Origin of the sequence: Pontibacillus marinus BH030004 = DSM 16465, from assembly GCF_000425225.1 — a bacterium.
In the GTDB taxonomy this organism is placed as follows: domain Bacteria; phylum Bacillota; class Bacilli; order Bacillales; family BH030062; genus Pontibacillus; species Pontibacillus marinus.
This window is the reverse complement of record NZ_AULJ01000048.1, coordinates 1-25,854: the sequence shown is the minus strand read 5'-3', so window position 1 is coordinate 25,854 and position 25,854 is coordinate 1. Positions and strand designations below refer to the sequence as shown.

Here is a 25,854-nt window from a genome sequence, read left to right as displayed (position 1 = left end):
TTAATCCCCCTCCTTTACAAGCTCATTAAGTAATAGATCTTCAGCATGTTTGGCTATCTCTTCTTTTTCTTCTTCTGAAAAACCTTGAACATATTTTCGAAGAGCATGGTGTTGTGTTAATTCCCGAAGGTCTTCTTCAACATCTTCAATCTCTTCTATGGTACGAAGCAATTCACCTACAAAATGAGACCCTTGCGCGAGCTGATTTCGTTCCATCTCTTCATCTTTCATTACGTTTAGCTTATGAATCCAGATCCAGTTTTCTTGGCCCTCTTCTTGTTCGTTCCATATTTGCCTCAGCTCATCTTTTAAATCAGGTGCATGTTGTTCCTCAGATGGAAGATCTCCTTTAAGCGTAAGGTGTAATAAAGTCGGAACACTCTCGTTGCGAAGCTTTTCTTTCCAATCATAAAGCTTCTTCTCCAGTTCTATTAGCGTTTCACAATCATCAATGTCTAAAGAACGAGTTTCAAAACGAATCACACCAGTCTGTAAAAACTGCAGCGAGTGACCTGTCTCTGATAGCTCAACCAGATTACACCCCTTTTCACCACCTTCATTTCGATGTCTTCCTTGAATGTTTCCACTATAGAAGATGGGTGGGTCTTCGCTAAGCTGCTGTCTTTTGTGAATATGACCGAGTGCCCAATAATCCAAACCACGGGTATAAAGGTCTTCAATTCGAAATGGGGCATACAGATCGTGATCTGTATTAGTCGCTAAACTCCCGTGGAGCATACCGATGTGAAACACATTTTCTGATGAAGGGATGAACTCTCCCGCTTTCGGTTCAATCACAGCTCTCTTCTCATAACTAAATCCATAAATCTCCGCACATTTTTCCCCGTTTTTAAAAAAAGGAAAAGAAGTTACGGTTTCTTCATTAAAAATATGTACATTGTCAGGAAATTCTATAGAATAAAAGCTTCCTCCAAGATGATCATGATTACCGTGGCTAAGAAATACATCAATCCCGTATTCATTGAGCTTTTCAAACCCTTTTCGTAGACGTACTTGAGCTTTTAAGCTCCTTCCATCTTGATCAAATAAATCACCAACAATTAAAACAAAATCCACTTCATGGTTAATGGCATGTTGTATCAAACGTTCAAAAGCTTGAAACGTACTGTCCCGTACTTGAGCTAACATCTCTTCAGGTAAGTCAAAAAACCCTTGAAAGGGACTATCTAAATGAAGATCTGCGCTATGTATAAATTTAATTGGTTCCTTCATACCTATTTCTCCCTATGTATATAAGTTTGTCTGTATTGTACCAAAGCGAATAGACGAATGCACGTTCGCTTTCATAATTCATCCTCAGCTTGGTCATGCTATGGATGGAGGTGAGAGTGATGCCAAAACGTAAAAAGGACCCATCTGAGCGTGGAAAAAGCGCAGCTAGTGTCAAAGGCTCTCCAAACAGCGGCCCTGTTGAAAAGTTCCGTGATGAACCTGATAACCAAACGAATAACATGCAATACAAAAAACAAAACACAGCAGGGGAGTAATCCTCTCGCTGTGTTTTTATTCTGAAGGAATTTTTGGTCGTAGAGACAAACCAATCTTACCAACCACTTTTCCATCCACTTCAGCCCAAATTTGTTTGCGACCGAAATGTTTAAATGGAACAGATTGATTAACAAATAATGAGTCATTTTTTAGGTCTTCAGGCTCTACCCCTTTATTCCAAATCTCTATTATATTTCCGAATTCATTTCGATAGAAAATGCTTACCTCCTTACCTTCGTTAACATTATCAACCTGGAAGGAAAAGGGGATAGTCATGCTGTCTGTAGGAAGGTTTAACGTCATCGGAGTTTTCTTTTCATCATTTCGAAATGGTGTAGAAAGTAAAAGGACTGATGAAATTTTCATTTTTAATTCTCCATTTTCCACAACCGTTTTATGTTTTTTTTCGCTATTGAAAATCTCTTCAAGCTCAGGAGCTTCTACTTTATCAAGAGAAATCGGTTCTTTAATGTGATGCTCATGAAAGGATTGAACAGATCCTTCTAACTTTAATACATCCTTGTTATCTTTCCACTCAAGCGTCACAGTAACAGGTTTAGTTGAACCGCGATGACCGAGATGATCTAGACTGAAAAACGTGATCTTTCTTTCATCGAGCGGTTGATCATCATAGTTATGTGTAACACTTCCAGATAACGTTTCAACTTTAGCGGTAAATGGTCCTTCTGGTAAGCGATCCCCTTTATACTCAATTGTCAGCTTCCCTGTTTTATACTCTTCTTGTCCTTCTTCAGAGAAACGTATAAATTGATACCCTTCCGCTTGAACGGACCATCTTTCGTGTTGTTTCTGAAAGGTTGAATGAGTAAAGAAAATATCATAAGGCTTATTACTAAAATCTTGTGGTTCACTAGGTTCTTCTTCTTCTTTTAAAGTGGATATCGATTGCGAGCTAAATAAATAAAACAAGACGATTGCGATTAAAACAAATATAAGAATCCCTAATTGCTTTCGATTTTGAAGCACCTTCATTCAAAAACTCCTTTTAGGTTTCTCCAGTTTATTTTACTACAATGATATGGAAAAAGCTGTGGATTATGGGCTAAACAAATGAATAAACCTACATAAAAAGACAAGAAACCAGGGGAACCCAAGCTCTTGTCTTTTTCTTAATTGTACATTTACTATGCAAATTATGATGATTCTTTCTTAGACAATTGAATAGCTGTTTTTATATCTTTTAATGAAGAAGACTTCCCATATAACAGCACGCCACCACGATAAATTCTTGCACCGATTATTCCCAGCACAATTGTAGTTGCGATTAAAAGTAAGATCGAGATACCCGCTTCCCAAAAAGGAACATCAAGCATTCCAACACGTAAGAACATGACCATTGGTGTAAAGAATGGAATATAAGAAGTAACTGTAATAAGAGTTGAATCCGGTGCGTTTAAACCAAACATCGCTACCATGAACACAACCACAATCATCAATGTCATTGGTGTAATAAGCTGTTGAGCATCTTCAATACGACTAACAAGTGAACCTAACATCGCAGCCAGTGTTGCATAGAGTAAATAGCCTAATAAGAAAAACACGATAGAATAGATGAGTGTATCCATATCTAGATCACTCAACCCAAGAAAAGCCCCTATCCCATCATCAGACATATTCGCTTTTATAGATTGATACCCCACGATAAGAATCAATCCAAATTGAAGTACTCCGAGTAACGCAATGCCTAGGATCTTTCCAAACATTTGTTTAACAGGCGAAGCACTAGAGATCAGAATTTCCATTACACGAGATGATTTTTCCTTAGCTACATCCATCGCAATCATATTCCCATACATAATAACGCCCATATACAAAAGGAACAGCATAATATAAACGAGTCCTCGAGCCTTGTTTAATTCCTCTTGTGTTTTCGCATTTTCTTGGAGAGCAACCTTTTCAAACGCAACAGGTGCATAGATTTGTTGGATCGTTCCTTGGTCAATTCCTGCCTTTTCTGTAGCCACGGCTACTTTTAACTGCTGAATAGCTTGTTGCAGTCGACCACTTACTTTGTTTTCAGCAATTTGATTAGCAAAATACTGGGCTTCTGGTATGTTTGACTCATTATAAGATAAGTGTAAATAACCTTTATACTCTTCATCCTTAACAGCTTGTTTCGCTTCCTCTTTTGTGCCATCAAACTGTTGAATGTCTACAACATCCTTTTGTGTGGATAGTTGTTGCTCTAACCCGGAGAATAACTCTCCACTTTCATCAATAACAGCTACCTCTGCTGCCTTTTCGTCCCCTCCAAATTGATCCATAATTCGATCGATATTTGTAAGCCCTAGGACAAAAACCAAACTTATAACGGTCGTCCAAATAAACGCTTTTGATTTGAGTCGGGTCATAAATGTATGTGTGAAAATCACCCAAAATTTATTCATAGGAGTCACCTACCTTTTCTATGAAAATATCATTAAGAGATGGTTCCTCTAAATCAAAGGTTCGGACAAATCCTTTTCCTGAAAGGGCTTGGAACACATCCTGTGCCACTTGTTCACTTTCCACTTGAAGTTCGCATCCTTCTGTGGAAGGCTTATACGTTACAACACCCGGCAAGTCTTTTAAATAATTCAAGTCAAAGTCAGCATGAACCACTACGTTTTTCTTACCGAACGAGCGCTTAATGTCTTTTAATCCTCCATGAACTACAGGTTGACCTTTGTGTAGGATGCACAAATGCTCACACAGCTCTTCGACGTGATCCATACGGTGTGATGAGAAAACAATAGAAGTTCCTGATTCTTTTAAGTTAATAACGGCCTTCTTTAAGACTTCAACATTAACCGGATCTAATCCAGAAAACGGCTCATCTAAAATTAATAGTTTCGGTTTATGTATCACCGCTGAAATGAATTGAATTTTTTGCTGATTCCCTTTAGATAGCTCTTCGATTTTTTTATTTTTATATTCCGGCACATTAAAACGCTCTAGCCAACCATCTAATTCCTTTATGATATCCGATTTATTCATACCTCGAAGGCGACCTAAATAAATCAGTTGATCTTTTACGGTTAATTTAGGATATAAACCTCGCTCTTCGGGTAAATACCCAATAAGGTGACTTTTACTGTAGTTGATAGCACCATTATTCCAAGTAATATGACCTTCGGATGCATCAATTAAGCCTAGAATCATTCTAAATGTTGTCGTTTTACCAGCTCCATTTGCACCTAAAAAACCAAAAATCTGGTTTTCTGGTATTTGAAGTGACAACTGATCCACTGCAGTAAAGGATCCAAACCGCTTCGTTACATTGTGTAGGGATAATGTCATTTTGTTACTCCTCCTTCTGTCTCAATTATACGGTAGAAGTGGGATGAAAGTTTCATAAGTTTATTCAAATGTAACGAAATATTATAAGGAAATAAATCCCTTATCATTTTCATGAAGGAATTCGACAAGATTTTTCGAATAAAGTAAGTGGTCAATTGTTAAGGAGGAATCTATCATGAAAGCCTATGTATTAACTGTATTCGCACAAGATGGAACTCAATTGTTAGAAGAAAGCTTCGAAGCTCCTAATGATGATGATGCCAAAAAAATTGGTGAACAAAAGCTAGCCGACCAAGGTTACGAAGACCATACACATCGTTGCGTAGCTCCAGAGGGACATATGGTGTTGTTTCATCGGTAAAAGTAGAAAGGACTACCTAATGTAAGGTAGTCCTTTTATTATTCTGAGGGTGCTTTTGTTATTTCCCCACAAAATGTGGTTCTCGTTTTTGCATGAATGCCTGTACGCCTTCTTTATGATCCTGTGTACCACGTAATTTGTATTGCAAGTTTCGTTCTTGCTCCATATAACTTTGAAGCTCTTTAATGCGATTACGATGATAAACTTGCTTCGTTGCAATCATAGCTTGTAAAGGGCGCTTTTGCCATGCTTGTGCAAGGCTTAAAGCAGCAGTCTCCGCTTCATCCTCAGTTACTTCATCCACTAAGCCTTCTTCATATGCTTCTAATGCTACAAGCGATTTTCCATGCCAAGCAAACTGTTTTGCTTTATGAACACCTAAGCGCTCTTGTAACCAGAAATGGCCACCACCATCAGGTAAAAGACCAATACCAATGAAGTTCATAGAGAGCTTTGATTGATTATGGGCCAGTACATAATCGGATGATAAAGCTATACTAAGCCCTAGTCCAACTGCTGAGCCATGTACGGCTGAAATGATTAACTTTGGCATAAGATAAATCGTTTCTATAATCTCCTCAATTACACTCATCACCTCATGGAAAGATGATTCACCATGTAGACTTTCCATCATCGATACATCTCCACCTGCACAAAACCCTTTTCCTTCACCAGATAAAACAACGATGGCGTCATCATTCTGTTCAATCGTTTTGAGATGATCTTTTAATTCTTGTAAGCTTTCCACATTTAATGCATTTAACTTGTCTGGTCTCGTGAATTTTAGGTGAGTGATGCCATTTTCACTTTTCACATTATAATAACTCATTCAAGGATCCCCCTAATTTTGAAAAACTGAATACTTATTCATTATTAAGTATTTCGGTAAAAACCAGGGAATTCCTGCTTATATAACCATTAAAAAAACGCCAGGGTTTTGCACCCTGGCGTTCTTCAAATCTTTATTGTTCTTCTGCACCGTAAAGTTCTTCAAGTGGCTTCGTGATGATTTTGCTAACGTCGTTAATTACAGTGTTAAGACGCTGCTCTTCTTCCATAAGCTTTGAGATTTGTGGATGCTGTTGTACAGTTTCCACTACCTTACGAGCTTGTTCTACTTCTTCTTCAGAGATTTCTTGACCTTGCATTTGCTTTTGTTGAAGCTCGATTTGAGTGTTACGGAAGTTATCGAACATTTGCTTTGCGTTCTCATCTGCCATAACAGCTTCATATGCTTGTTTTAAGCCTTGAAATTCTTCGCTTTCGCGAATTGCTCTTTCTAGTTCATTTGCCTGATCATAAATATTTGCCATGAATTAAATCCTCCTCGTTCTTTATCCTCTACCACTATAACAGACCATATCTACTGTGTATAGGAATTGCACAAATCGTTTAGCCCATCATCAGAATGATTCCCGCTTGAATTAAACCGATAATTCCTCCAAGGAGGGCACCAAGGTAGGTGATCAGCTTAAATTCTTTTCGTGATATATCCAATACCATGCGCTCCAACCGTTCAACGGAAAACGATTCAACTTCTTGCTTCACCACGTCAGATAAATGGAGTTTGCTCATAATATCCGGTATGCGATCGGATAAAACGTCACCGCTTTTGTGAACAAGCTTTGGAACAAATTGGTCTACAACATAGGTTTGATATTTTTCTGTGATATCCTTAACGGAACGATTGAGCCATTCTTCTACTGGAAGTGCGTCTGCTACGGTAGTTGCAATCATGTCTGCTGTTACGTCTGCTCCAAGTTTATCTTCATAGTAGCGAACAGGTTTATTCAGCCACTTTTCCCATTCCTCTTCTAAGATTCTTTTCAGCCAAAGCCTAGCGTCCTGAGAGCGAAGATAATCCGAAACAGCAGGTTGAATGCGTTCTGCTAATCCATCTGTACCAATAAACGATGAAACCATGTTGGCGAGAAATCCTTGTCCTTCAAGATAATTCTCAATCATGTTTGTAATCTTTTGTCTACCTTCATAGCTTGAGATGTATTCCTCTAGGTTATGAAGGACATATTCGCTTACTTGCTCCATCGCTTCTTTTCCCTTATGGTCCCAGTTTGGCCCAATAATTGTCCGAATAGACTTCTGTCTTTGATTTTTCATCATTTGATGATAACGCTCATGGGCAAAAGAATACATACTTTTATGGATTTGGTCACGATCTACTGAGATATCTAGCTCACTCATCCAATCTTTTAAAGATTGATCACTCTTTAACATCGAAGACACTTCTTGTTGCGCCCATTCCACCATTTGATTTTGAAACGCCTCATCATGCAGCTTCTTTCGCAACCCTTCTGGCGTCAAAAGGTGCTCTACAACCATTTTGCCTAACTGATCAGCAAGCTCCTGACGTCGCTTAGGAATTAATCCTGGAGTAAATGGAACCTTCATATTACCAATGTACTTTGCTGTAAATGGTCGAAAAAGCATTTTAATGGCCAAGGAGTTTGTGACCCCACCGATTAGGGCACCCACGCCCATCATTAATAAAATCATAACGATCGTATTCATAAGATCTACCTTTCTCTATTACATCTCGTCTTTATAAAGAGTACTTTGCTTCCCTAGCACTATTCCCTTCCTTAAAATTTTATACTCTCTTAAGGTAAAAGAAAAGCGCAAGCGACCGTTTAGCAACGAAGGGACTGGAGCTAGACAACTATGAGCTACAACTTATACTTTTTTACTATTAAGAAAAGCATGTTTACCTCTATTAAATCATAGGTATGGAAAGAGACCGTAAACAGGAGGGCAATGAAATATGGAAAGTTACCACTTTCAGATTCAACGATACCCAAGCCACAGAAAGAGAATAATTGTGCCGAAACATCTTTATAAGGGCTTTCAGCAGAAGATGACATTAACGTATTGTACACATACGGAAGAGGCTGAAATTATGACTCATCAGAAAGATGAAGATACACTCTATATCTCTCATGACCTAATGAATACATTACGCCTACCGGAAGATGAAACACTCTCCTGCTTTGTTGATTCAGGATGTATTCTATTTCAGCCCTTGTTAGGTGTTTACACGGCCGGCTTTCAAGATGATGATATACAGCCCATTGGTGATCGCACACCTGTTTTTGAATCCATGTCGATAACAGGTCAGTCTTATGGATTTGATACATTGTTTTTTGGATACCAGCATATCGATTGGGTAGAACAACGTATTACAGGCTATGTTTTTCACAATGGCGAATGGATCATGAAACGGTTTCCATTTCCCTATGTAATTTATGACCGTATTCCGAATCGGAAAGTTGAACATCACCCTTCTGTCTTAGATGCACGAGAGCGTTTAGAGCATACTTCGATCATGTTTAATACAGGCTTCTTTAATAAATGGAAAATTTATGACCAACTTAGGAGAACAAACGATGTATCTCATTACCTCCCCTCAACTGTTTTGCACCCTACAAAAGAAAGATTTCATGATCTTCTATATCAACATCGCAGCCTTTTTATTAAACCTATTCACGGCAGTAAAGGAGCCGGTATTAAAAAGTGCAGGGTACAAGAAGAGACATCAGAAATCGAGTGCATCTTTTATGACGAAGATAAAGAAATCCATCAGCGCTATCAAGACTTGAACAAGTTTTTTGATCAACAGTTCCCTAACGGATTCTATGGCTATATCGCTCAACCAGAAGTTCCTTTAAAATCATTACGCTCTACCCCTATGGATTACCGTGTGCACACGAATAAAAATGAACGGAACGAATGGGAAGTAACAGCTATATGTATGAAGTTTGCAGGTAAAGGAAGCTTAACGACTCATGTAAAACGAGGCGGAACGATACACACGCTTGATGAGATGTATGGAGACCGAGAAAGCCAACTTATTTATCACAAGCTTGAACGCGTAGCTCTTCTTATTAGCAAAGCATTGGAAAAACAAGTGTCAGGACCTTTAGGTGAAATCGGCTTTGATTTTGGTATAGATAAAGAAGGGAAAGTATGGTTATTTGAAGCAAACTCCAAACCAGGCTTTGCGATTTATGACCACCCAACCTTTTTAAAGGAACAATCTGTTATTCTCTCCTATCCATTCCGTTATGCAAAATACTTTTATGTGAATACATTATATGAGAATACAAAAGCGCAAACGCCCGTTTAGCAACGAAGGGACTGGACTGAGCCCGTAGTACGATAAAGGAAACACGATGAACAAAGTGAATCGATGTTGACTTATCGTACGGAGAAAGTATGATCGACTAAGTTCGTCACGTCCTGTGACACCGTCGATCTGACCCACGTCGTGTGGGCCCAAGTCCATTCGTTGCTGGGCGCTGGAGCTGGACGGAAACTTAAGTCGAGTGTAATTTGCTCGACTATTTTTGCTTCCTTTCCATACACATGATCCCCTAAATATGAGGAAAGCTATCCTTAAGGAGGGATAGAATATGCCAGATCCGAAAAAAGGATATCAGGAAGAGAGCCGCGAGAAGTATGAAGTGGATGTCGACCGCATGATTAATGAAGGAATGGCTGGAGGTACTGTACGTTCCACGTATAACCGTGCACAGATTGAAGAAGCACGTGAACTACCGAAGGAAAACGAACCATTTCCAAATGAAACTGAGCATCAACAGCATAAGTAATACGGACATACTGCATAGCGACATTAAAAAAGACATCAGCTTTTATGGCTGATGTCCTTTGCATTTTGCTTATCTGCTTTTCACAATCATTTGCACAGCTTCTTGGATTAATTCATCAGTTGGTTCGCCGTTTTCTTCAGAGGATCGAATACACGTCTCTAAGTTTTTAGCTACAATATAACCAATAGAACGATCCATAGCTGATCGTGCTGCGGACAATTGCGTGATTACGTCCTTACATTCTTTACCTTCTTCCATCATCTTAAGAACGCCTCGCACTTGTCCTTCTATACGTTTTAAACGATTCTTCATATCTTGGGAATAATCATTCATTTCTTGATTTTCCATGTCCGTTGCCCCCTTTTCCTAATAACGGTTTCATATATATCCAGAACATACTCTTTATATCAACAGTCTTTCCTATATTATACTATAGCAATGCTACGAAAAAAAGTTTGAGCATAAAGTCGATATGTGTCACATTGTATAATAAGAACTAAAGCGGAAGCGCCCGGGTAGCAACGAAGGGACTGGACTGAGCCCGTAGTACGATTAACCAAACTTGCTGATTGGCAAGCCGGCAGGCGCAGACAGAAGCTTAGTTGCCGTGGTACTTTCACCTAGAAATTTTAGCTACGTCGACTTTTTTCCTTGTTAAAATTTCATTTCTCAAACGTGTAAAGGAAACACGATGAGCTTTGGTGAATCGATGTTGACTTATCGTACGGAAAAAGTATGATCGACTAAGTTCGTCACGTCCTGTGACAACGTCGATCTGACCCACATCGTGTGGGCCCAAGTCCATTCGTTGCTGGGCGCTGGAGCTGGATGTGGCCTCGCTCTGTTTAAAGAGTTATACACAAGCCACCATCTTGTAATTTCCTATAAATAAAAAAACATAGAAAGAGGTCTGCCATGTTCGATCAACTAAAATCATTATATCCAAATATTATAATATTTGAATCTACAGTAAATGTAAATCAAAGTCAATATAAATGGTTCCGCTCGAGTAATGGGGAAGTTTTTGGCATTCCTTTTTCCGACCTTGCGCAAAAGGAACTGAAATTACTGAATACATTGCTTGAACCCTACGACCCCAAACAATCTACTCTTACCGAACGAGAACGGATTTGGTATGACTGGGTCTATCACCACAACACAGACCAACACCAAGACAAAGCTCCATCTCAGTTCCGTTTTGTCTTTTTCTCTCTCGCAGAAAAAGGGGTTGAGCCTAACACGTTTCACGAAGCTATACAAGGATTGTTTCCTCACACAATGCCGATTCTATGGGAAAATGACCATCAAGGATTTATTATTGAAGAACGATCTAACCTTCACGAAGAAAGCATTTCGTATGAACATGTAATCGATGTCCTAATGAGTGATTTTTATATGAAGCTTTATATGTACATTACGCCATATTATCACGCTCTCCCTGATGTTCCGGAGGCTTACAAATGGGGAAAGCAATGTTTTGAAACAAAGCTAACATACTTCCCTAAACCTGTAACAACGTATCAAGACATTATTCCATATATATATATTCATTCATTAGACTCAAACACCAAACAACATATTGTTTCTACTATATTAGGGGACACGATTCATGATCATGAGCTCTTAAAGACAGTACGAGTTTTCTTAGAATGTAATTCCAATGCAACTTTAGCTGCAAAAGAATTATTTATGCACCGTAATAGCCTACAGTACCGTGTTGATAAATATATTGAAAAAACCAATATCAATATCAAACAGTTTCAAGGGGCCCTGTTGACCTATTTAGCTCTCATGCATGTGAATGTTGAAGAAGACAAGTAGGTAACGTGCACAAAAGGCCTTCAACATCTTTGTGCACATCTGCCATTTACCGTGTAAGCGATTTCTCATAAACTGAAGTTACATTATAAAAAACGCTTACATATAGGAGGATTTCATAATGGCAGAGCTACAACTACAAAATATTAACAAGGTTTATGATAATAAAGTTACAGCAGTAGAAGACTTCAATTTAGATATTGATGATAAAGAATTTATTGTATTCGTCGGCCCATCTGGTTGCGGTAAATCTACAACACTTCGTATGATTGCTGGTCTTGAAGAAATTACTGGTGGCGATTTCTATATTGGTGATAAACGTATGAATGACGTTGCACCAAAAGATCGTGACATTGCAATGGTATTCCAGAACTACGCCCTATACCCACACATGAACGTTTATGACAACATGGCTTTCGGTCTTAAACTTCGCAAATTTAAAAAAGATGAAATCGACCGTCGCGTTCAAGATGCAGCAAAAATCTTAGGCTTAGAGGGTTATCTCGACCGTAAGCCAAAGGCACTATCTGGTGGTCAGCGTCAACGTGTTGCATTAGGCCGCGCGATCGTACGTGATGCAAAAGTATTCCTTATGGACGAACCACTTTCCAACCTAGATGCCAAACTACGTGTTCAAATGCGTGCTGAAATTCAAAAGCTCCACCAACGTCTACAAACGACAACGATCTATGTTACACACGACCAAACTGAAGCGATGACAATGGCAACACGTCTTGTTGTTATGAAAGACGGTATTATCCAACAAGTAGGCCGACCAAAAGACGTTTATGATGAGCCAGAAAATGTTTTCGTAGGTGGCTTTATTGGCTCTCCTGCTATGAACTTTTTACATGGAACATTAAGCGAGCAGTATTTTGAAATGGAAAACTACAAAATCAAAGTTCCTGAAGGCAAAATGAAAACGTTACGTGAACAAAATTATGTTGGGAAAGACATTATTTTAGGAATTCGTCCTGAGGACATTCACGATGAGCCTGTATTTATTGAATCTAGTCAGGATACGAAAATAACAGCTACGATCGATGTAGCCGAGTTAATGGGCTCTGAATCCTACCTTTACTCTTCTGTTAGTGGGCAGGAATTTATCGCACGTGTTGATTCTCGCTCAGATATTCAAGGCGGACAAAAAGTCGACCTTGCTCTTGATATGAACAAAGCTCACTTCTTTGATAATGAATCTGAATTACGAATTCGATAAAAACGTTTCCCCTTTAATTTAATATAGAACACTAAAACCTCCTACCATAATGGTAGGAGGTATTTTTTGTACATTCATTATTTTTTCTTAATTGGATTGCTCCGATACCTTAACGTGTGTTTCTGTACCACATTTAGGGCATCTCAATAGATGAACACACACATGATTTTCTGTGGATTGGGGATCTCCGTCGACTAATTTTAATCCTTCATCATCTAAATAAGGACTATACTCATCTAAATAGTCCACAAGCTTTCCCTGATCGGTTAAGTGCTCCTCACAGTCAGAGCAATTCTTTATTACTTTTTGCAGTCCATTACAAGCTGGACAAACATACATCAGAATCCCTCCAAGGTCTGTTATCTTTCTATTACCCTTAAAAATGATTGATTATGTAAAAAAATATTGATTAAACTCAAAAAAACTCATTAAGAAGGAGGAACGGTCACCCATTCCTCCTTAATCCAATGATATTCAGTTGTTACTGTTGACCACCGAATTGTTGTTCAGCTGCCTGAACAAGACGCTTCGTGATCTCACCACCAACACTTCCGTTTTGACGAGAAGTAGAGTCTGGACCAAGTTGAACACCGAATTCTTGAGCGATTTCCATCTTCATTTGGTCTAGAGCTTGTTGTACACCAGGTACTACTAATTGATTAGAGTTGTTGTTAGCCATGTTGTCTCACCTCCTGTAAGCATAGTGTGACCAATATTCGAAAACCTATCATGAATTTTTGTTGGTAAATATTATATAATACAAGCTTATTTATACCGCCCATTTCAAGAAATGCTATTCTTCTTCCTCTACTATTGAAGGCTTTTTTAATTATGTGTACATAATACTTTTCTAATATCGTAAAACGCTAATATGAAGATCTTTTGTTTCTTAATTAAGTTACATACATACAAACTCTTTAAATCAGAAACAAAAATCCGTTGGTCAAAATTACCTATCATACATTTTCAATATCCTCACACAATAGGAGTACACAACAAAGAAACACACTTTACAACGCGGGCTCAACTGGTAAACATCAGGGAAGCCCACCAAAAAAAATACATGGTAAAGAGGTGAAATCTAATGGCTCAAAACAACTCTAACCAGCTTGTAGTACCTGGTGTACAACAAGCACTTGACCAAATGAAAACTGAGATTGCTCAAGAGTTTGGCGTACAACTTGGTCCAGATTCTACATCTCGTCAAAACGGTTCTGTAGGTGGCGAAATTACAAAACGTCTTGTACAAGCTGCTGAACAGCAATTCGGTGGACAACAATAATTAAATATCATGGCTAAAAGCCCTCAAGCTTATGCTTGAGGGCTTCTTCTTTATTCTATAAAGTTTGTGCACTGGAGTACTTATTTAGCGTTTGGCTTTGTCATCTCTTTTGGATCAATATACTCTTCAAACTGCTCTTCTGTTAAAATGCCTGTTTCAATAGCAGATTCTTTAAGCGTTAAGTCTTTTTCAAATGCATTCTTCGCAATTTTAGCAGCATTTTCATATCCGATATGAGGATTCAGAGCCGTTACTAACATGAGAGAATCTTTTAGGTATTGATTGATTTTATCATGATTTGGCTCAAGCCCTTTCACACAACGGTCGTTAAAGGAATCCATGCTGTCAGAAAGTAGCTGACAAGATTGTAAGAAGTTATAAGCAATAACAGGCTTATACACGTTTAACTCAAAGTTACCCTGACTTGCTGCGAAACCAATTGTTGCATCGTTCCCCATTACCTGAGTAGAAACCATTGTAATAGCCTCAGCCTGAGTTGGGTTTACTTTACCTGGCATAATGGAGCTTCCTGGTTCATTTGCAGGAATGGTAATTTCACCAATTCCACAACGAGGACCACTAGCTAACCAGCGAACATCATTTGCAATTTTCATTAAGTCGCCAGCAAGTGCTTTAAGAGCACCATGTGTATGAACAAGCTCATCATGACTGGTAAGTGCGTGGAATTTATTTGGTGCTGAAATAAATGCATTCTCTGTCTCATCACAAATTGCTTCTACAACCTGTTCAGAGAAATCTTGGTGAGCATTCAAGCCCGTCCCAACAGCTGTGCCACCGATGGCTAATTCACGAACGTAGCTCAAACTGTCTTTTAACATATCGTTTGTTTTTTCAAGCATGCGATGCCAACCACTAATTTCTTGTCCTAATGTTAGAGGTGTAGCATCTTGAAGGTGCGTACGACCAATTTTCACAATTTCATTATAAGCATCCATTTTTTCTTTCAATGTACTCTTTAAACGATCAAGAGATGGAAGTACTTCCTGTTCTACTTTTAAAACAGATGCAATATGCATAGCTGTTGGGTATGTATCGTTAGAGCTCTGAGATTTGTTTACATCATCATTTGGGTGAAGGCGTGTCTCAGAACCTTGCTCTTTCAACCACTCACTTCCTACGTAAGCAATCACTTCGTTTACGTTCATGTTTGATTGCGTACCACTACCGGTTTGCCATACTACAAGTGGAAAGTGTTCATCTAACTCGCCATTTCGGATTCGATCAGCTGCATGAGCAATAGCATCTGCTTTGTCCTTTTCTAATAAACCTAATTCGTTATTGGCTTTTGCTGCACATTTTTTTAAAATGGCAAACCCTTGAATCACTTCTTTTGGCATCTTCTCATTTCCGATTGGGAAGTTTTGAACACTACGCTGCGTTTGCGCGCCCCAGTACTTATCTGCTGGTACTTTAATTTCGCCTAAGGTGTCTTTTTCAATACGATAATCCATTGTAATGCCTCCTAGTTTATACATTATGATCATGATTCATAGTCGGTAGAAAAGATGCTTAACCCCTTCTACTCCAACTATGTAATCGCTTATAATAATTATATGATAACATTATTGCCAAGGGGGATGCTTGAAGAATGCCTAATATTTGGACACATATTTTATTTTGTGAAGAACTTATTGATTCATTGGAAATACCCCAAGACTTTTCAGATGTTAAAAAATACTTAAATCTTGGTGCTCAAGGGCCGGACCCTTTTTTCTATCATAACTTCTGGCCATGGAAATCAGATCAATCGGTTAATCAAGTTGGACAAGTTTTACACCATGATCATTGTGGTCCTTTTCTACTCGACCTAATTGAGTCTGCTACACAGAAGTCTGCCCACACAAGAGCCTATGTTGCAGGATTTGTAACTCACCATGTATTAGACCGTAATACGCACCCTTACATTCACTTTCTCGCTGGTTATGAAAAGAACAATCATCAGGTACTTGAAGTAAACATTGATACCGTTATGATGGAGCGTTTCCGCAACTTAAAAACATGGAAAAACCCTGTAAACCAACAAATTGACGTGGGGAAAACGTTAAATAAAGAAGTGGTGAATGTATTGGATGAAAACATCAAAGAGTATTTTCCACAAACTCACCAATCTGTTCCAAGCACCTATATACAAGAAGCGTACCGTGATATGAAGCTTGCCCTTAGAATCCTTTTCGACCCTTATGGTTGGAAGAACAAGTTACTCGGATCGCTTGTTTCTCCATTTTCTCACCAACCCCTCCATGACAAAAAGGATTATCTCAATGATCAACATGGTGAATGGCGTCATTCAGCCACAAATGAAGCCTCCACCAAAAGCTTCCTCAACTTATATGAAGAAGCAAAAGATGAAGGCTATCAAATCTTGCAGGCTGTATTCTCTTATTGGGAAAAACCAACTTCTCAATCAAAAAATGAATTAGAAAATCTGCTAAAAAATATTTCATATGATACGGGTAAACCTCTAGAACAACGTGCCGTTAATCAATACGCAAAGCCAATCGTATAACGTTTATTGAGTAAAGACATGGGGTGCATCTTGGTCGATGGACCCTTGTTTTGCTTCCTTCTCCCCTTTTTCTACATCCACTTTAAGCAAAAGGATAATACCAAGGATAAAGAAAATAAGAAGGGAAAAAATTCCGAACTTACTGGAACCTGTAAGTCCACCGACAATTCCAAAAACAGCTGGCCCTAGAATAGCTGAGAATTTTGATGAAATGCCGTAAAAACCATAAAATTCAGCATGACGATTTTCAGGAACCATACGTCCGAATATCGAGCGGCTAAGTGCTTGAGCTCCACCTTGCACGAAACCAACACAAATGGCTAATGCGTAAAAATGAAGAGCTGTTTGCATGAAGTAGCCCAAAATGACAATTCCTACATAAATACATAATGCTACTAATAACGCACGTTTCGCTGAAATTTTCTTAGCAAGCCATCCGAACAGAAAAGCAAAAGGAATACCTACAAATTGCGTTATAAGTAGGGCTGCGATTAAATCATTTTGTCCAATCCCAATTTCTGCTCCATAAGCTGTCGCCATTTTAATTATCGTGGAAATTCCATCATTAAATAACCAAAACGCAAGTAAGAAAAGAAGTAATTGCTTATAATGACTGATTGATTTCAGTGTGGTACCTACTCTAGAGAACCCAATTCTGGCAAAAGAGGTGCTTCGCGTTTGCTTCTCTTTCTTTGCTTCTTTAATATTTTTAAACAGAGGGATCGAGAACAAGAACCACCAGACCCCCACAGATGCTAGCGATACTTTGGTTGCGAATGTGGTGGAAGGAAAGCCAAACCATGAAAACTTCATGATCATGAGTAGGTTAATCGCTAATAAAACGCCTCCCCCAATATAACCAAAAGCAAACCCTGTGGTAGAAACACGATCAATGTTATCTTCTTTTGCAACTTCAGGTAGAAAAGCATCATAAAAGACATTGGCACTTGAAAAGCCGATTGTCCCAATGATTAGAAGGATCGATGCAAAAAGGTATTGGCCCTCCCCGACAAAAGCTAGCAATATACTTGCGATCATCCCCATATAGGCAAAAAATCGTAAAAACTGCTTTTTCGACGCAGAATAATCACTAATAGCTCCAAGTATTGGTGCTAATATCGCAACAATAAGCGCTGCTATTGAATGTGAGTAACCTAAATAACTTGTAGCTGTGGAGTTTTCAAGATTGGCCCCAGCATAGTTCACATAAAATATTGGCATAACAGCAGCCATGATGGTCGTAGCAAAAGCTGAATTTGCCCAATCATAAAAAGCCCAGCTTCTAATCAGTTTTTTGTTCTTCATCATTCTCCCCACTTTCTGAACGATACATGTACATTCAGAATAGCAGAGATTTACATATAACACACAATAATTTTCTGAATTTTTACAGTAATTTAAAATGCTAGGAGGTCATTTAAGATATGAAAATCGCCGTTTTCGGTGCTACTGGACGTGTTGGTCAAAAGATAGCCAAGCATATTCATGAAGAGGGACATGAAGTGAAAGCACTTGTTCGTGATCGAAATAAAGCTGAAGTGCTCATTCCTTTTGCTGATATCATTATAGGAAACGTTCTTCATGAAAGGGATGTGTTGGAGGTTCTTCATGGAAGTGAAGGTGTTATCTCAGCTTTAAGTACAGATAAAACAACAATCCTTTCGGAAAGCATGCCATTAATTGTGAATGGTATGCAAAAGCTTGGAGTTGAACGCATCGTCTCCATTGGAACCGCTGGTATTTTAGACAGTCGTTATGAGAGAGGAAAATATCGTTTCCAATCATCAGAATCGAAACGAAAGACTACCTTTGCAGCCGAAGAACACTTGAAAGCCTATCAAACCATAGCGGAAAACTCTTCAAAGTGGACCGTGGTTTGTCCCACGTACCTTCCAGAAGGGGAACAACAAGGTGGGGTTCGTTGGGAAAAGAATGTTCTACCATTAGATGGGAAGAAGATTACAACTGGAGATACGGCTCGCTTTGCATGGGATTGTTTTAAGGATGACAATTTTTTTGGCACACGAGTTGGAATTAGCTATTAATTGAGTGTAAAAAAACCAACAGATTTATTCTGTTGGTTTTTCTTCTCCAGGCATGTGACCATAGAACTCTTCTAATGTCTTACTTGCTTCGTGAATTTCTTTTGCGTCTTCTTTCCCTACAAAACGGAGATGCCAAGGTTCGTAGCTATATCCTGTAATGGATTCTTTTCCTTTTGGATAGCGAATGACAAAACCATATTTATATGCATTTTCTGCTAGCCAGTTTCCTTCAGGTGTTTTTCCAAACTCTTGAACAAGTTTGAAGGAAAGCTCAGCTATCGTAACATCCATCGCTAAACCTGTTTGGTGTTCACTATGTCCAGGCTGTGCAGAGAATTTATTTGCCTCTTCTCTCCCATAAGCATCAACGTTACTTTGATAGATTGACTTTTGTCGCGCGTAGGATCTATAACCCGATGCAGCTACGAGGTCTAATCCTTGGTCGTTGGCTGCCTGAAATAGATTTTCTAGCGCAGTAGCAGCTTCTTGACGCATTTGCTTTTTCTGCATGAATTGATCAAAGTAAAATGGAACATCTGGTACCACTAGGTTTGGTGGTTGATAGCCAGTTGGTAGCTGTCTTTGTTTATTAACGACAACTTGCAGACTCGTTGGTTCTGAAACAACGTCATTTTCCTTAGGAGGATTCGTTTCATTTTCTTTCTTGTCTTCAGGTTCTGTTCCCTGATCATTTTGATTTGGTTCCTGTTTCTCCTCTTTATCCGAATCAAATTGACCTTCTTCAGGTTGTTCCTTTTGATTGAGTTCTGAATTCTTTTCTGGGGATTCGTTTCCGCTAAGTTCCTCTTGACTTTCGTTTCCACAACCAGCTAGAACTAGAACAGATCCAATCGCCAGAACAAACATTTTTGTACGTATCATGTTGTAATCCTCTCTTTATATAAACATTATCTTCAATATAACACGATTTTTTTACAATAAACAAAAGACTTTCATATTAAATTAAAAAACCTTCTCATCAATAAATGAGAAGGCTATTTAAAATCTTAATGTTGGTTTTCTAATTCACCAACGGCAGCTTGTGTTTCATGAATGGAATCCATTAAGCTTTGTTGTTTATTTGTTTGTTCTTCTACGGTTACTTGTAACTGTTGCATGGTCGCTGTCGTTTGTTCAATTACCGATGCAAGATCATTCACAGATTGATCGATACCTTCTGAGGACTCTTTGATTTCCTTCGCTTGGTCCCCAAATTTTTTCAAGTGATCTATAAAGTGAGCAATTTCCTGCGTGATTTCACCAAAGGCTTTAGATGCCTCCTGAGAAATTGCTAAACTTTCCTCGAGCTTAACTTCATTTGACCCCATTTGCTTTTGCGTATCATGAGCATCTACTTCTATACCTTTTAGATTTTCATTAATTTGTTGTGCAGTATGATTCGAGATTTCTGCCAATTTACGTACCTCTTCTGCTACAACAGCGAATCCTTTCCCAGAATCACCAGCTCTTGCTGCTTCAATACTAGCATTTAAAGCTAGTAAATTGGTTTGCTCAGCAATGTCTTGGATTTGGTTTGTAAATCCAGTTGACTCCCCAATCTTTTTCGACAAACTCTCCATATGATTACTCATCGTTTTAAAAGAATCTTTAAACCCTGTCATTGTATTCTCTAATTCATGAATGGAGTCATGTCCTTCTTTAGCATCTCCATGCACTTTTTGCCCCGCTTTTGTTAACTTCTCAAAAGACTCGATCATACTTTCTAGCATGTTGTTTGCATGATCTGTCGCACCCGTTATGTCTGTAACGGAAGCCGCTTGGGAATTGGCTGCATGAGAAATTTCCCTAAAAGAAGCGTTCATTTCATTCATCGTACGTGTATGTTCAGAACTATTTTGATTAATTACTGTCATATGTTCATAGACTTTCTGAGCGGTTTGCTGAATTAAATTTGTTTGTTTTTGTTGCTTTTGCAGCAATTCATCACTCTTCGTCAAAGAAGATTGCACATCTAGTAAAAGCTTTTTAGATAGACGAACTTGAATAAATAAAACAACAAATACTAGAGCATAAAACACAAAAGAAATGGCCATCGCTCTCGAATCAAAGTTGAACATAGCTCCTTTTTCAATCGCAAAATATGTAAGAAGTAAAGCACCTAATATTCCGCCAGTTGTTAAAACGGAAACCGATAACGATACCGCTGCTACAGCTAAAACATAAAATGTGAAAAGCATGTTTGTTACATAAGTAGAGGTCATAATGATGACAAAACCTATTGTTGCTATGGAACCAATTGCGATATAAGGAATAACGCGGTGAAATTTTTGCAAGTAGTGGAAAATAGCAATGATTAAAACACTTAACGTTCCTCCCCCACCTATTACAACCATGTTTAACCAAGGTGCCGAGACGATATACTCAGCTCCTACACCTAGCAAAATAGAAAAAATTAAAACTTTAAGTAGAACACCATTTTGTTTCACTTTTAGATCCTTTTCAATTTGATGATTATCCATCTTAAAGCCCCCCTTTTTATGATTCTATAGACCGACAATAAAGATATAAATTCGATATAGTTATCTATTATTTTACAATTATTCAGAAAAAAATAATAGGTTTTCTCGACTATTTTTATGTTTAAAAGATTCTAAGGGTGGAATGTAAGTTGTAGCGCTGATCAGCTAAAATTTAGAAAATGGAGTGAGTGAACTTATGCAAAAAAGTTTTATATCGTTAGTCCTAATTATGTTACTTTCTTTCACCTTTCTACCTAGTACTTTACTAGCAGCTGAAGGAGATGACGACACAGATGTTGATGCAGACGTAACCGAAACTGAAGCTAATGCTAGCACAGTAAATAAACTTGAGCTAAGCTCTTCTAAATCGGATGTTATGGTTGGCGAGAACGTACAAATTAACGTTAAAGGCTGGGACGCTAACGGGAATATCATAGAAGACATGAGTGATATCCAATATAGCGTAAATAACGAGTCAGTAGCAACGGTTAACAGCAACGGAGAACTTATACCTAATGCAGCAGGAACAGTAACCGTTACCGTATCAGCTGGAGACGTTTCAGAGAACTTCACATTCAACGTTATGGCGAACAAAGATGATGATGATGAAGGTGAAGATACAGAATTAGACGGAGATGTTGATACCTCTATTAATCTAACTGCAGATGAAAGAAAGCTCAATGTAGGGGAAAACCTACAGCTCTCTTGGGACGGTTTAATGGAAAATGAAAACGTTACATTTGAACTAAGCAATGACGCTAAAGCAAACATTACTGATGAGGGTATGCTTACTGCAAAGAATGCCGGTAAACTTACGGTTTGGTTAAAAACAGATGATGGTCGTAAAACAAAGCTTGACCTAATGATCCATTCAAATGCTGATTCTGAAATGGATACTGAGGACCTAGATTCAGTAAAAATTGATGCTCCAAAAGCTACCGTGAATCTACAAGAAACCCTTCTATTAGATGTTGATGGTTTCGACGTTGAAGGAAACAAGTGGGAACACATAAGTAACGTAACGTTCTCTGTAGATGATGAGTCTAAAGCAACCATTGATGCGAATGGACACTTACATCCAAAAGAAGAAGGTAAGGTTACTGTAACAGTTACTGCAAATAGAATGACAGATACAATGGAAGTGATGATCGATGGAAATGACATTGATGGAATTGATCTAGATGCACCTAAATCCTCAATTGGAGTTAATGAGAAGCTTAACCTTAAAGTAAATGGATTGGACACTGAAGGTAACGCTCTAGCGAATCTTAAAGACGTAGAATTCAAAGTAAGTGATAACTCCATAGCAACAATTGATGGGAACGGTCACCTTGTTCCAAAAGCAACAGGAACGGTAAAAGTATGGGCTATGCTTGATGGTAAACAAGACAGCTTCACTGTTACTATTACAGGTAATACAAATGGAAACCTTGATCAAGATGACGCAGAAGTTGACCTAGATGAAGTAACGGAGATTTCTCTAGAGTCTTCTAAAGCAGATATGAACGTTAACGAAAAGCTTAAGCTTTGGGTAAAAGGCTTAGATCAAGATGATAACAAAATTGGTGCCATAGCTAACGTTTGGTTCGATGTAAGCAATGAAGACATTGCTGAAGTAACAGAAGATGGATATCTTATACCGAAAGCTGAAGGTACTGTAACGATTACAGCAAATGCAAATGGTAAAACGGACACACTAGAAGTTAATATCGACGGTTCTGCCCTAAGTGATATTTCTTTCGATACTCCAGAAGCAAATGTTGATGTGGATGGAAACATAAAGCTTAAGGTGAACGGTAAGGACGAAAATGGTAACGACCTTGAAGATCTTCAGAACGTTGATTTTGAAGTAAGTGATGAATCAGTAGCAACGGTAGACTCTGAAGGTAACATTACACCGAAAAGTGAAGGTACTATAACCGTAACAGCATCTACTGATAACTATGAAGATGAAATGACACTTACGGTTGCAAGTAACAATAATTCTTCTAATGATACGGAAATGACGAACACTGGCGATAACAATGATTGGGACAGTGAAGGTTCTAATGATAGCTGGACATCTGCTGCTAGTGACTCTAACTCTGACTCTCTAACTACACCTGGCGTACCATCTACAGGTGACGGTTCAAGTCAGAAATCTATGACTTGGAGTTGGATGGCACTTGGCCTAATGGCTATCGCAGGAACTTCAATATTTGCTTGGAGAAAGCAACATCAAGAATAGTAAATAAGAACCCATGCTCTTAATAGGGCATGGGTTCCTATACATAAGATAGTAAGAGGTGATTAAAATATTCTCTCTACGTAACCTTACAAGAATAGCAGTATTGTTTGTTATATTTTTCGCTTTCATGTCAAGCTCTACACTTCAAAACACTCCAGCATCTAAAACAAGTCAAGATGTCTCTTATTCTTTTAAAGGATCATCTTCTACTAAAATATCTTTGCAAGCAGCCGACACAAATGAAACGAAGAGTTCAAAACCTAAGGAAAAGAAAACCATAATCAATCCAGATGGTATGCCCGTATCTGCAACCTTTCACAAAACGAGTACCACTGTAAACATTAAAAGTGTAGGTCTTGATAAAAAAGGAAGAATGGGAACTGTAGAGGATCCTAAAACGCTCTCTTGGTATAATACAAAAGGACATAATGTGCAAAATTTATTGTTATCCAGTCACCGTGATTGGAATGGAGAATTAGGAATCCTATATGGTCTAGAATCATGGGAAACCAATCAACAATTAACGCTCACCTTTCAAGATGGAGAACAAAAACCTTATCGACTAGCTGATGTAAAAGTCTATCATAAAGACAACGTACCTAAAGATGTGATGAAGCTTCAAGAAGGGGACCCACGTGTAACTGTAATCACCTGTACTGGGGACTTTCATCCTAATGATGGTGGATATGATAAACGTGCTATAGCGATCTTTGAGCCAATGTACTGATGTGCTCAAAGATCTTTTTTTATTATAATGGAAAACGGTAGCCTTATAGGAATATTTTTCAAATTGTTGGCTATTAATGATGGTAGTATGTTTTTTTAGGAGGAGATACGTCGATGATCAGAAATCGACTTTATGTAATCGTCCTTTTTCTTCTCATCTTAGGATTGTCACCAAGTCACCATCAGGTATTGGCCAAACAAAGCGATCCATTATCCTGGACGAAGCAAACCTACGAATCAATGGAAAAGGAATCATCATCTTTGCAAGATACTTGTAGGTCTATGTACTGGCTTACAGCACCCATGTCTATATTCGGCATTAATCCATGTGTCGCATTAGGACAGTATGACACATCTCCTATTACGATTACATTCGGTGGAGATGTATTAATGGAATACTCTTTAGTTCAAAGCATGAAGGAAAATGGTGCGGATCACCCTTTTCAATATGTAAAACCGTATTTTCAAAAAAGTGATTACACGGTTATTAATCTAGAAACTCCGATAACCCATGCGACTAGCGCTTTCCCGAAAAAATATAACTTTAAAGCCTCCCCTCTCCTATTAGATGGGTTAAAAACCTCTGGAGTAGATATGGTAAGTCTAGCAAACAACCATACTTTAGATTATGGCGAAAAGGGACTTCTGGATACATTAGATGCTCTTGAAGAAGCCTCTATGGAGAAGATTGGCGCTGGAAGAAATGCAGAGGACGCATATGCTGAACGTATCGTAAATATTAAAGGGAATAAAATTGCGTTTCTAGCATTCTCTGAAGTCCTCCCTTCAGTGAGTTGGTATGCAGGAGAGAACAAACCTGGCATAGCGAGCGGCTATCAGGTAGACCGCGCTTCTACTATCGTAGAAAAGGTAAAAGAAAAAGCCGATTATGTTCTCGTGTATTACCATTGGGGAGACGAAAAAGTTAATAAGCCGAATCAAGATCAGAAGCACATTGCTAAATCACTAATTGATCATGGGGCTGATGCCATCATTGGTTCTCACCCCCATGTTCTACAAGGATTTGAGACATATAAAGGCAAGCCTATTGCTTATTCGTTAGGAAACTTTCTTTTCCCTGATTATGTATCAGGACCCACGGCAGATACTGGGGTTTTGGAGTTAACATTAGAGAATGAAAAGGTAACCATGTCATTCCATCCTCATACTCTTGTAAACAATCAAATTACGCCTTTATCTAATGTTGATAGGTCAAAACAATATCGATACCTGGAATCAATCTCGAACGATGTGTTTTTTGATGAGAAGGGACAATTTCATACCGTAATTCCGGCAAGTAAAAACGGTCAGTGATCAGACTTGTTGGATATGGTCATTAGAGATACAAGTAAGAAGCACTCCATTGAGTGCTTCTTTTTTTGTAGTTACGATAATTGTGGCGATGGTTATTCAATTATATGGCAGTTATCTTGAATAAGCTGGTGTAGGGTGGTTCCGTTGCTTTTGTGTAGTGCGGTGGGCTGTGGAACGGGTTGCTTTCCTGCGGACGAAGCGCCGAGCCTCCTCATTCGCAAGCTCTCTGCGGGGTCTCGTCACTCCGTTCTTCCGCTGGAGTCAACCCGTTCCACAGCCCACCTTGGCCGAATGGTGACTAACGGAACCGCCGTAGTTCTAGGATGAGGTATTCTAATTCCAAGGTAGTATAATCCTATCATGACAAGGGTCTAAGCAACTTCTGTGAATATGTTTTCCAATCAATATGTGGTGGGAAAGT

The 25,854-nt window shown here is 38.6% G+C and carries 26 protein-coding genes; 12 read left to right on the top strand and 14 right to left on the bottom strand.

What is annotated here, in order from left to right:
- On the bottom strand, window positions 1–1,233 hold the full coding sequence (locus tag H514_RS0111635; protein WP_027447121.1) for a metallophosphoesterase family protein: 1,233 nt from the start codon (window positions 1,231–1,233) through the stop codon (window positions 1–3).
- A 119-nt stretch (window positions 1,234–1,352) separates the two neighbouring features.
- On the opposite strand from H514_RS0111635, the gene H514_RS24680 reads away from it, so the two are divergent.
- Window positions 1,353–1,508, top strand: coding sequence for a YuzL family protein (locus tag H514_RS24680; protein ID WP_154657373.1), 156 nt, complete (start codon window positions 1,353–1,355; stop codon window positions 1,506–1,508).
- A gap of 16 nt (window positions 1,509–1,524) precedes the next feature.
- Here H514_RS24680 and H514_RS0111625 read toward each other — a convergent pair whose 3' ends face one another.
- From H514_RS0111625 to H514_RS0111615, 3 genes are all read right to left on the bottom strand, one after another.
- Window positions 1,525–2,502, bottom strand: a complete 978-nt coding sequence (locus tag H514_RS0111625) for a hypothetical protein (RefSeq protein WP_027447120.1) — start codon at window positions 2,500–2,502, stop codon at window positions 1,525–1,527.
- A gap of 161 nt (window positions 2,503–2,663) precedes the next feature.
- Entirely contained in the window at window positions 2,664–3,917 is a 1,254-nt protein-coding gene (locus tag H514_RS0111620) for an ABC transporter permease (protein WP_027447119.1), read from the bottom strand.
- Complete coding sequence (locus H514_RS0111615; RefSeq protein WP_027447118.1) at window positions 3,910–4,809, bottom strand: ABC transporter ATP-binding protein; 900 nt, start codon at window positions 4,807–4,809, stop codon at window positions 3,910–3,912. The genes H514_RS0111620 and H514_RS0111615 overlap by 8 nt, the downstream gene beginning before the upstream one ends.
- A gap of 175 nt (window positions 4,810–4,984) precedes the next feature.
- Between H514_RS0111615 and H514_RS0111610 the strand changes: the two genes are divergently transcribed.
- The gene (locus tag H514_RS0111610; RefSeq protein ID WP_027447117.1) at window positions 4,985–5,170 is read left to right on the top strand and encodes a YhzD family protein; all 186 of its coding nucleotides are present in this window, start codon (window positions 4,985–4,987) and stop codon (window positions 5,168–5,170) included.
- A 58-nt stretch (window positions 5,171–5,228) separates the two neighbouring features.
- On the opposite strand, the gene H514_RS0111605 is transcribed toward H514_RS0111610, so the two are convergent.
- The 3 genes from H514_RS0111605 to H514_RS0111595 all read right to left on the bottom strand — a co-directional run bounded on the left by H514_RS0111605 (window position 5,229) and on the right by H514_RS0111595 (window position 7,699).
- On the bottom strand, window positions 5,229–5,999 hold the full coding sequence (locus tag H514_RS0111605) for an enoyl-CoA hydratase (RefSeq protein ID WP_027447116.1): 771 nt from the start codon (window positions 5,997–5,999) through the stop codon (window positions 5,229–5,231).
- Between the two features lie 133 nt (window positions 6,000–6,132).
- Entirely contained in the window at window positions 6,133–6,483 is a 351-nt protein-coding gene (locus tag H514_RS0111600; protein ID WP_027447115.1) for a YlbF/YmcA family competence regulator, read from the bottom strand.
- A gap of 79 nt (window positions 6,484–6,562) precedes the next feature.
- Window positions 6,563–7,699 (bottom strand): DUF445 domain-containing protein, encoded by a 1,137-nt coding sequence (locus H514_RS0111595; RefSeq protein WP_027447114.1) that lies wholly within the window; start codon window positions 7,697–7,699, stop codon window positions 6,563–6,565.
- A gap of 250 nt (window positions 7,700–7,949) precedes the next feature.
- Between H514_RS0111595 and H514_RS0111590 the strand changes: the two genes are divergently transcribed.
- Together H514_RS0111590 and H514_RS0111585 are read left to right on the top strand one after the other, a co-directional pair.
- Entirely contained in the window at window positions 7,950–9,311 is a 1,362-nt protein-coding gene (locus tag H514_RS0111590; protein WP_027447113.1) for a YheC/YheD family endospore coat-associated protein, read from the top strand.
- Between the two features lie 286 nt (window positions 9,312–9,597).
- Window positions 9,598–9,795 carry a hypothetical protein gene (locus H514_RS0111585; protein WP_027447112.1) on the top strand — a complete coding sequence of 66 codons (198 nt, stop codon included), beginning with the start codon at window positions 9,598–9,600 and terminating at the stop codon, window positions 9,793–9,795.
- 69 nt (window positions 9,796–9,864) lie between these two features.
- On the opposite strand, the gene H514_RS0111580 is transcribed toward H514_RS0111585, so the two are convergent.
- Window positions 9,865–10,143: a metal-sensitive transcriptional regulator gene (locus H514_RS0111580; protein ID WP_027447111.1), complete on the bottom strand. Its 279-nt coding sequence runs from the start codon at window positions 10,141–10,143 to the stop codon at window positions 9,865–9,867.
- A 567-nt stretch (window positions 10,144–10,710) separates the two neighbouring features.
- Between H514_RS0111580 and H514_RS0111575 the strand changes: the two genes are divergently transcribed.
- Both H514_RS0111575 and H514_RS0111570 read left to right on the top strand, forming a co-directional pair.
- Complete coding sequence (locus H514_RS0111575) at window positions 10,711–11,616, top strand: PucR family transcriptional regulator (protein ID WP_027447110.1); 906 nt, start codon at window positions 10,711–10,713, stop codon at window positions 11,614–11,616.
- A gap of 118 nt (window positions 11,617–11,734) precedes the next feature.
- Window positions 11,735–12,832, top strand: coding sequence for an ABC transporter ATP-binding protein (locus H514_RS0111570; RefSeq protein ID WP_027447109.1), 1,098 nt, complete (start codon window positions 11,735–11,737; stop codon window positions 12,830–12,832).
- Window positions 12,833–12,919: 87 nt separating this feature from the next.
- On the opposite strand, the gene H514_RS0111565 is transcribed toward H514_RS0111570, so the two are convergent.
- Entirely contained in the window at window positions 12,920–13,171 is a 252-nt protein-coding gene (locus tag H514_RS0111565) for a hypothetical protein (protein WP_027447108.1), read from the bottom strand.
- 142 nt (window positions 13,172–13,313) lie between these two features.
- Complete coding sequence (locus H514_RS0111560; protein WP_027447107.1) at window positions 13,314–13,511, bottom strand: alpha/beta-type small acid-soluble spore protein; 198 nt, start codon at window positions 13,509–13,511, stop codon at window positions 13,314–13,316.
- Between the two features lie 405 nt (window positions 13,512–13,916).
- Between H514_RS0111560 and H514_RS0111555 the strand changes: the two genes are divergently transcribed.
- Window positions 13,917–14,114, top strand: a complete 198-nt coding sequence (locus H514_RS0111555; protein ID WP_027447106.1) for an alpha/beta-type small acid-soluble spore protein — start codon at window positions 13,917–13,919, stop codon at window positions 14,112–14,114.
- A gap of 80 nt (window positions 14,115–14,194) precedes the next feature.
- Here H514_RS0111555 and fumC read toward each other — a convergent pair whose 3' ends face one another.
- Entirely contained in the window at window positions 14,195–15,586 is a 1,392-nt protein-coding gene (fumC, locus tag H514_RS0111550) for a class II fumarate hydratase (RefSeq protein ID WP_027447105.1), read from the bottom strand.
- 137 nt (window positions 15,587–15,723) lie between these two features.
- Here fumC and H514_RS0111545 point away from each other — a divergent pair, with 137 nt between their 5' ends.
- Window positions 15,724–16,641, top strand: a complete 918-nt coding sequence (locus tag H514_RS0111545; protein WP_027447104.1) for a zinc dependent phospholipase C family protein — start codon at window positions 15,724–15,726, stop codon at window positions 16,639–16,641.
- A 3-nt stretch (window positions 16,642–16,644) separates the two neighbouring features.
- Here H514_RS0111545 and H514_RS22940 read toward each other — a convergent pair whose 3' ends face one another.
- A complete protein-coding gene (locus tag H514_RS22940) occupies window positions 16,645–17,949 on the bottom strand; it encodes an MFS transporter (protein WP_081673001.1) in 1,305 nt (434 codons plus the stop codon).
- Between the two features lie 116 nt (window positions 17,950–18,065).
- Here H514_RS22940 and H514_RS0111535 point away from each other — a divergent pair, with 116 nt between their 5' ends.
- Window positions 18,066–18,686 carry an NAD(P)-dependent oxidoreductase gene (locus H514_RS0111535; RefSeq protein ID WP_027447103.1) on the top strand — a complete coding sequence of 207 codons (621 nt, stop codon included), beginning with the start codon at window positions 18,066–18,068 and terminating at the stop codon, window positions 18,684–18,686.
- A 24-nt stretch (window positions 18,687–18,710) separates the two neighbouring features.
- Here H514_RS0111535 and H514_RS0111530 read toward each other — a convergent pair whose 3' ends face one another.
- Both H514_RS0111530 and H514_RS22935 read right to left on the bottom strand, forming a co-directional pair.
- Complete coding sequence (locus H514_RS0111530) at window positions 18,711–19,568, bottom strand: M15 family metallopeptidase (RefSeq protein ID WP_027447102.1); 858 nt, start codon at window positions 19,566–19,568, stop codon at window positions 18,711–18,713.
- Window positions 19,569–19,693: 125 nt separating this feature from the next.
- Window positions 19,694–21,166, bottom strand: a complete 1,473-nt coding sequence (locus tag H514_RS22935; protein ID WP_051255121.1) for a methyl-accepting chemotaxis protein — start codon at window positions 21,164–21,166, stop codon at window positions 19,694–19,696.
- Between the two features lie 196 nt (window positions 21,167–21,362).
- Here H514_RS22935 and H514_RS0111520 point away from each other — a divergent pair, with 196 nt between their 5' ends.
- The 3 genes from H514_RS0111520 to H514_RS22930 all read left to right on the top strand — a co-directional run bounded on the left by H514_RS0111520 (window position 21,363) and on the right by H514_RS22930 (window position 25,433).
- Window positions 21,363–23,393 carry an Ig-like domain-containing protein gene (locus tag H514_RS0111520; RefSeq protein ID WP_027447101.1) on the top strand — a complete coding sequence of 677 codons (2,031 nt, stop codon included), beginning with the start codon at window positions 21,363–21,365 and terminating at the stop codon, window positions 23,391–23,393.
- Between the two features lie 58 nt (window positions 23,394–23,451).
- Window positions 23,452–24,120 (top strand): class F sortase, encoded by a 669-nt coding sequence (locus tag H514_RS0111515; RefSeq protein ID WP_154657372.1) that lies wholly within the window; start codon window positions 23,452–23,454, stop codon window positions 24,118–24,120.
- A 113-nt stretch (window positions 24,121–24,233) separates the two neighbouring features.
- Window positions 24,234–25,433 (top strand): CapA family protein, encoded by a 1,200-nt coding sequence (locus tag H514_RS22930; RefSeq protein ID WP_051255120.1) that lies wholly within the window; start codon window positions 24,234–24,236, stop codon window positions 25,431–25,433.
- Window positions 25,434–25,854: the final 421 nt, after the last annotated feature.

What these genes read in the sequence shown, in the direction of transcription:
- H514_RS0111635 (WP_027447121.1), bottom strand. Translation starts at nt 1,233, where the DNA reads ATGAAGGAACCAATTAAATTTATACATAGCGCAGATCTTCATTTAGAT.
- H514_RS24680 (WP_154657373.1), top strand. Translation starts at nt 1,353, where the DNA reads ATGCCAAAACGTAAAAAGGACCCATCTGAGCGTGGAAAAAGCGCAGCT.
- H514_RS0111625 (WP_027447120.1), bottom strand. Translation starts at nt 2,502, where the DNA reads ATGAAGGTGCTTCAAAATCGAAAGCAATTAGGGATTCTTATATTTGTT.
- H514_RS0111620 (WP_027447119.1), bottom strand. Translation starts at nt 3,917, where the DNA reads ATGAATAAATTTTGGGTGATTTTCACACATACATTTATGACCCGACTC.
- H514_RS0111615 (WP_027447118.1), bottom strand. Translation starts at nt 4,809, where the DNA reads ATGACATTATCCCTACACAATGTAACGAAGCGGTTTGGATCCTTTACT.
- H514_RS0111610 (WP_027447117.1), top strand. Translation starts at nt 4,985, where the DNA reads ATGAAAGCCTATGTATTAACTGTATTCGCACAAGATGGAACTCAATTG.
- H514_RS0111605 (WP_027447116.1), bottom strand. Translation starts at nt 5,999, where the DNA reads ATGAGTTATTATAATGTGAAAAGTGAAAATGGCATCACTCACCTAAAA.
- H514_RS0111600 (WP_027447115.1), bottom strand. Translation starts at nt 6,483, where the DNA reads ATGGCAAATATTTATGATCAGGCAAATGAACTAGAAAGAGCAATTCGC.
- H514_RS0111595 (WP_027447114.1), bottom strand. Translation starts at nt 7,699, where the DNA reads ATGAATACGATCGTTATGATTTTATTAATGATGGGCGTGGGTGCCCTA.
- H514_RS0111590 (WP_027447113.1), top strand. Translation starts at nt 7,950, where the DNA reads ATGGAAAGTTACCACTTTCAGATTCAACGATACCCAAGCCACAGAAAG.
- H514_RS0111585 (WP_027447112.1), top strand. Translation starts at nt 9,598, where the DNA reads ATGCCAGATCCGAAAAAAGGATATCAGGAAGAGAGCCGCGAGAAGTAT.
- H514_RS0111580 (WP_027447111.1), bottom strand. Translation starts at nt 10,143, where the DNA reads ATGGAAAATCAAGAAATGAATGATTATTCCCAAGATATGAAGAATCGT.
- H514_RS0111575 (WP_027447110.1), top strand. Translation starts at nt 10,711, where the DNA reads ATGTTCGATCAACTAAAATCATTATATCCAAATATTATAATATTTGAA.
- H514_RS0111570 (WP_027447109.1), top strand. Translation starts at nt 11,735, where the DNA reads ATGGCAGAGCTACAACTACAAAATATTAACAAGGTTTATGATAATAAA.
- H514_RS0111565 (WP_027447108.1), bottom strand. Translation starts at nt 13,171, where the DNA reads ATGTATGTTTGTCCAGCTTGTAATGGACTGCAAAAAGTAATAAAGAAT.
- H514_RS0111560 (WP_027447107.1), bottom strand. Translation starts at nt 13,511, where the DNA reads ATGGCTAACAACAACTCTAATCAATTAGTAGTACCTGGTGTACAACAA.
- H514_RS0111555 (WP_027447106.1), top strand. Translation starts at nt 13,917, where the DNA reads ATGGCTCAAAACAACTCTAACCAGCTTGTAGTACCTGGTGTACAACAA.
- fumC (WP_027447105.1), bottom strand. Translation starts at nt 15,586, where the DNA reads ATGGATTATCGTATTGAAAAAGACACCTTAGGCGAAATTAAAGTACCA.
- H514_RS0111545 (WP_027447104.1), top strand. Translation starts at nt 15,724, where the DNA reads ATGCCTAATATTTGGACACATATTTTATTTTGTGAAGAACTTATTGAT.
- H514_RS22940 (WP_081673001.1), bottom strand. Translation starts at nt 17,949, where the DNA reads ATGATGAAGAACAAAAAACTGATTAGAAGCTGGGCTTTTTATGATTGG.
- H514_RS0111535 (WP_027447103.1), top strand. Translation starts at nt 18,066, where the DNA reads ATGAAAATCGCCGTTTTCGGTGCTACTGGACGTGTTGGTCAAAAGATA.
- H514_RS0111530 (WP_027447102.1), bottom strand. Translation starts at nt 19,568, where the DNA reads ATGATACGTACAAAAATGTTTGTTCTGGCGATTGGATCTGTTCTAGTT.
- H514_RS22935 (WP_051255121.1), bottom strand. Translation starts at nt 21,166, where the DNA reads ATGGATAATCATCAAATTGAAAAGGATCTAAAAGTGAAACAAAATGGT.
- H514_RS0111520 (WP_027447101.1), top strand. Translation starts at nt 21,363, where the DNA reads ATGCAAAAAAGTTTTATATCGTTAGTCCTAATTATGTTACTTTCTTTC.
- H514_RS22930 (WP_051255120.1), top strand. Translation starts at nt 24,234, where the DNA reads ATGATCAGAAATCGACTTTATGTAATCGTCCTTTTTCTTCTCATCTTA.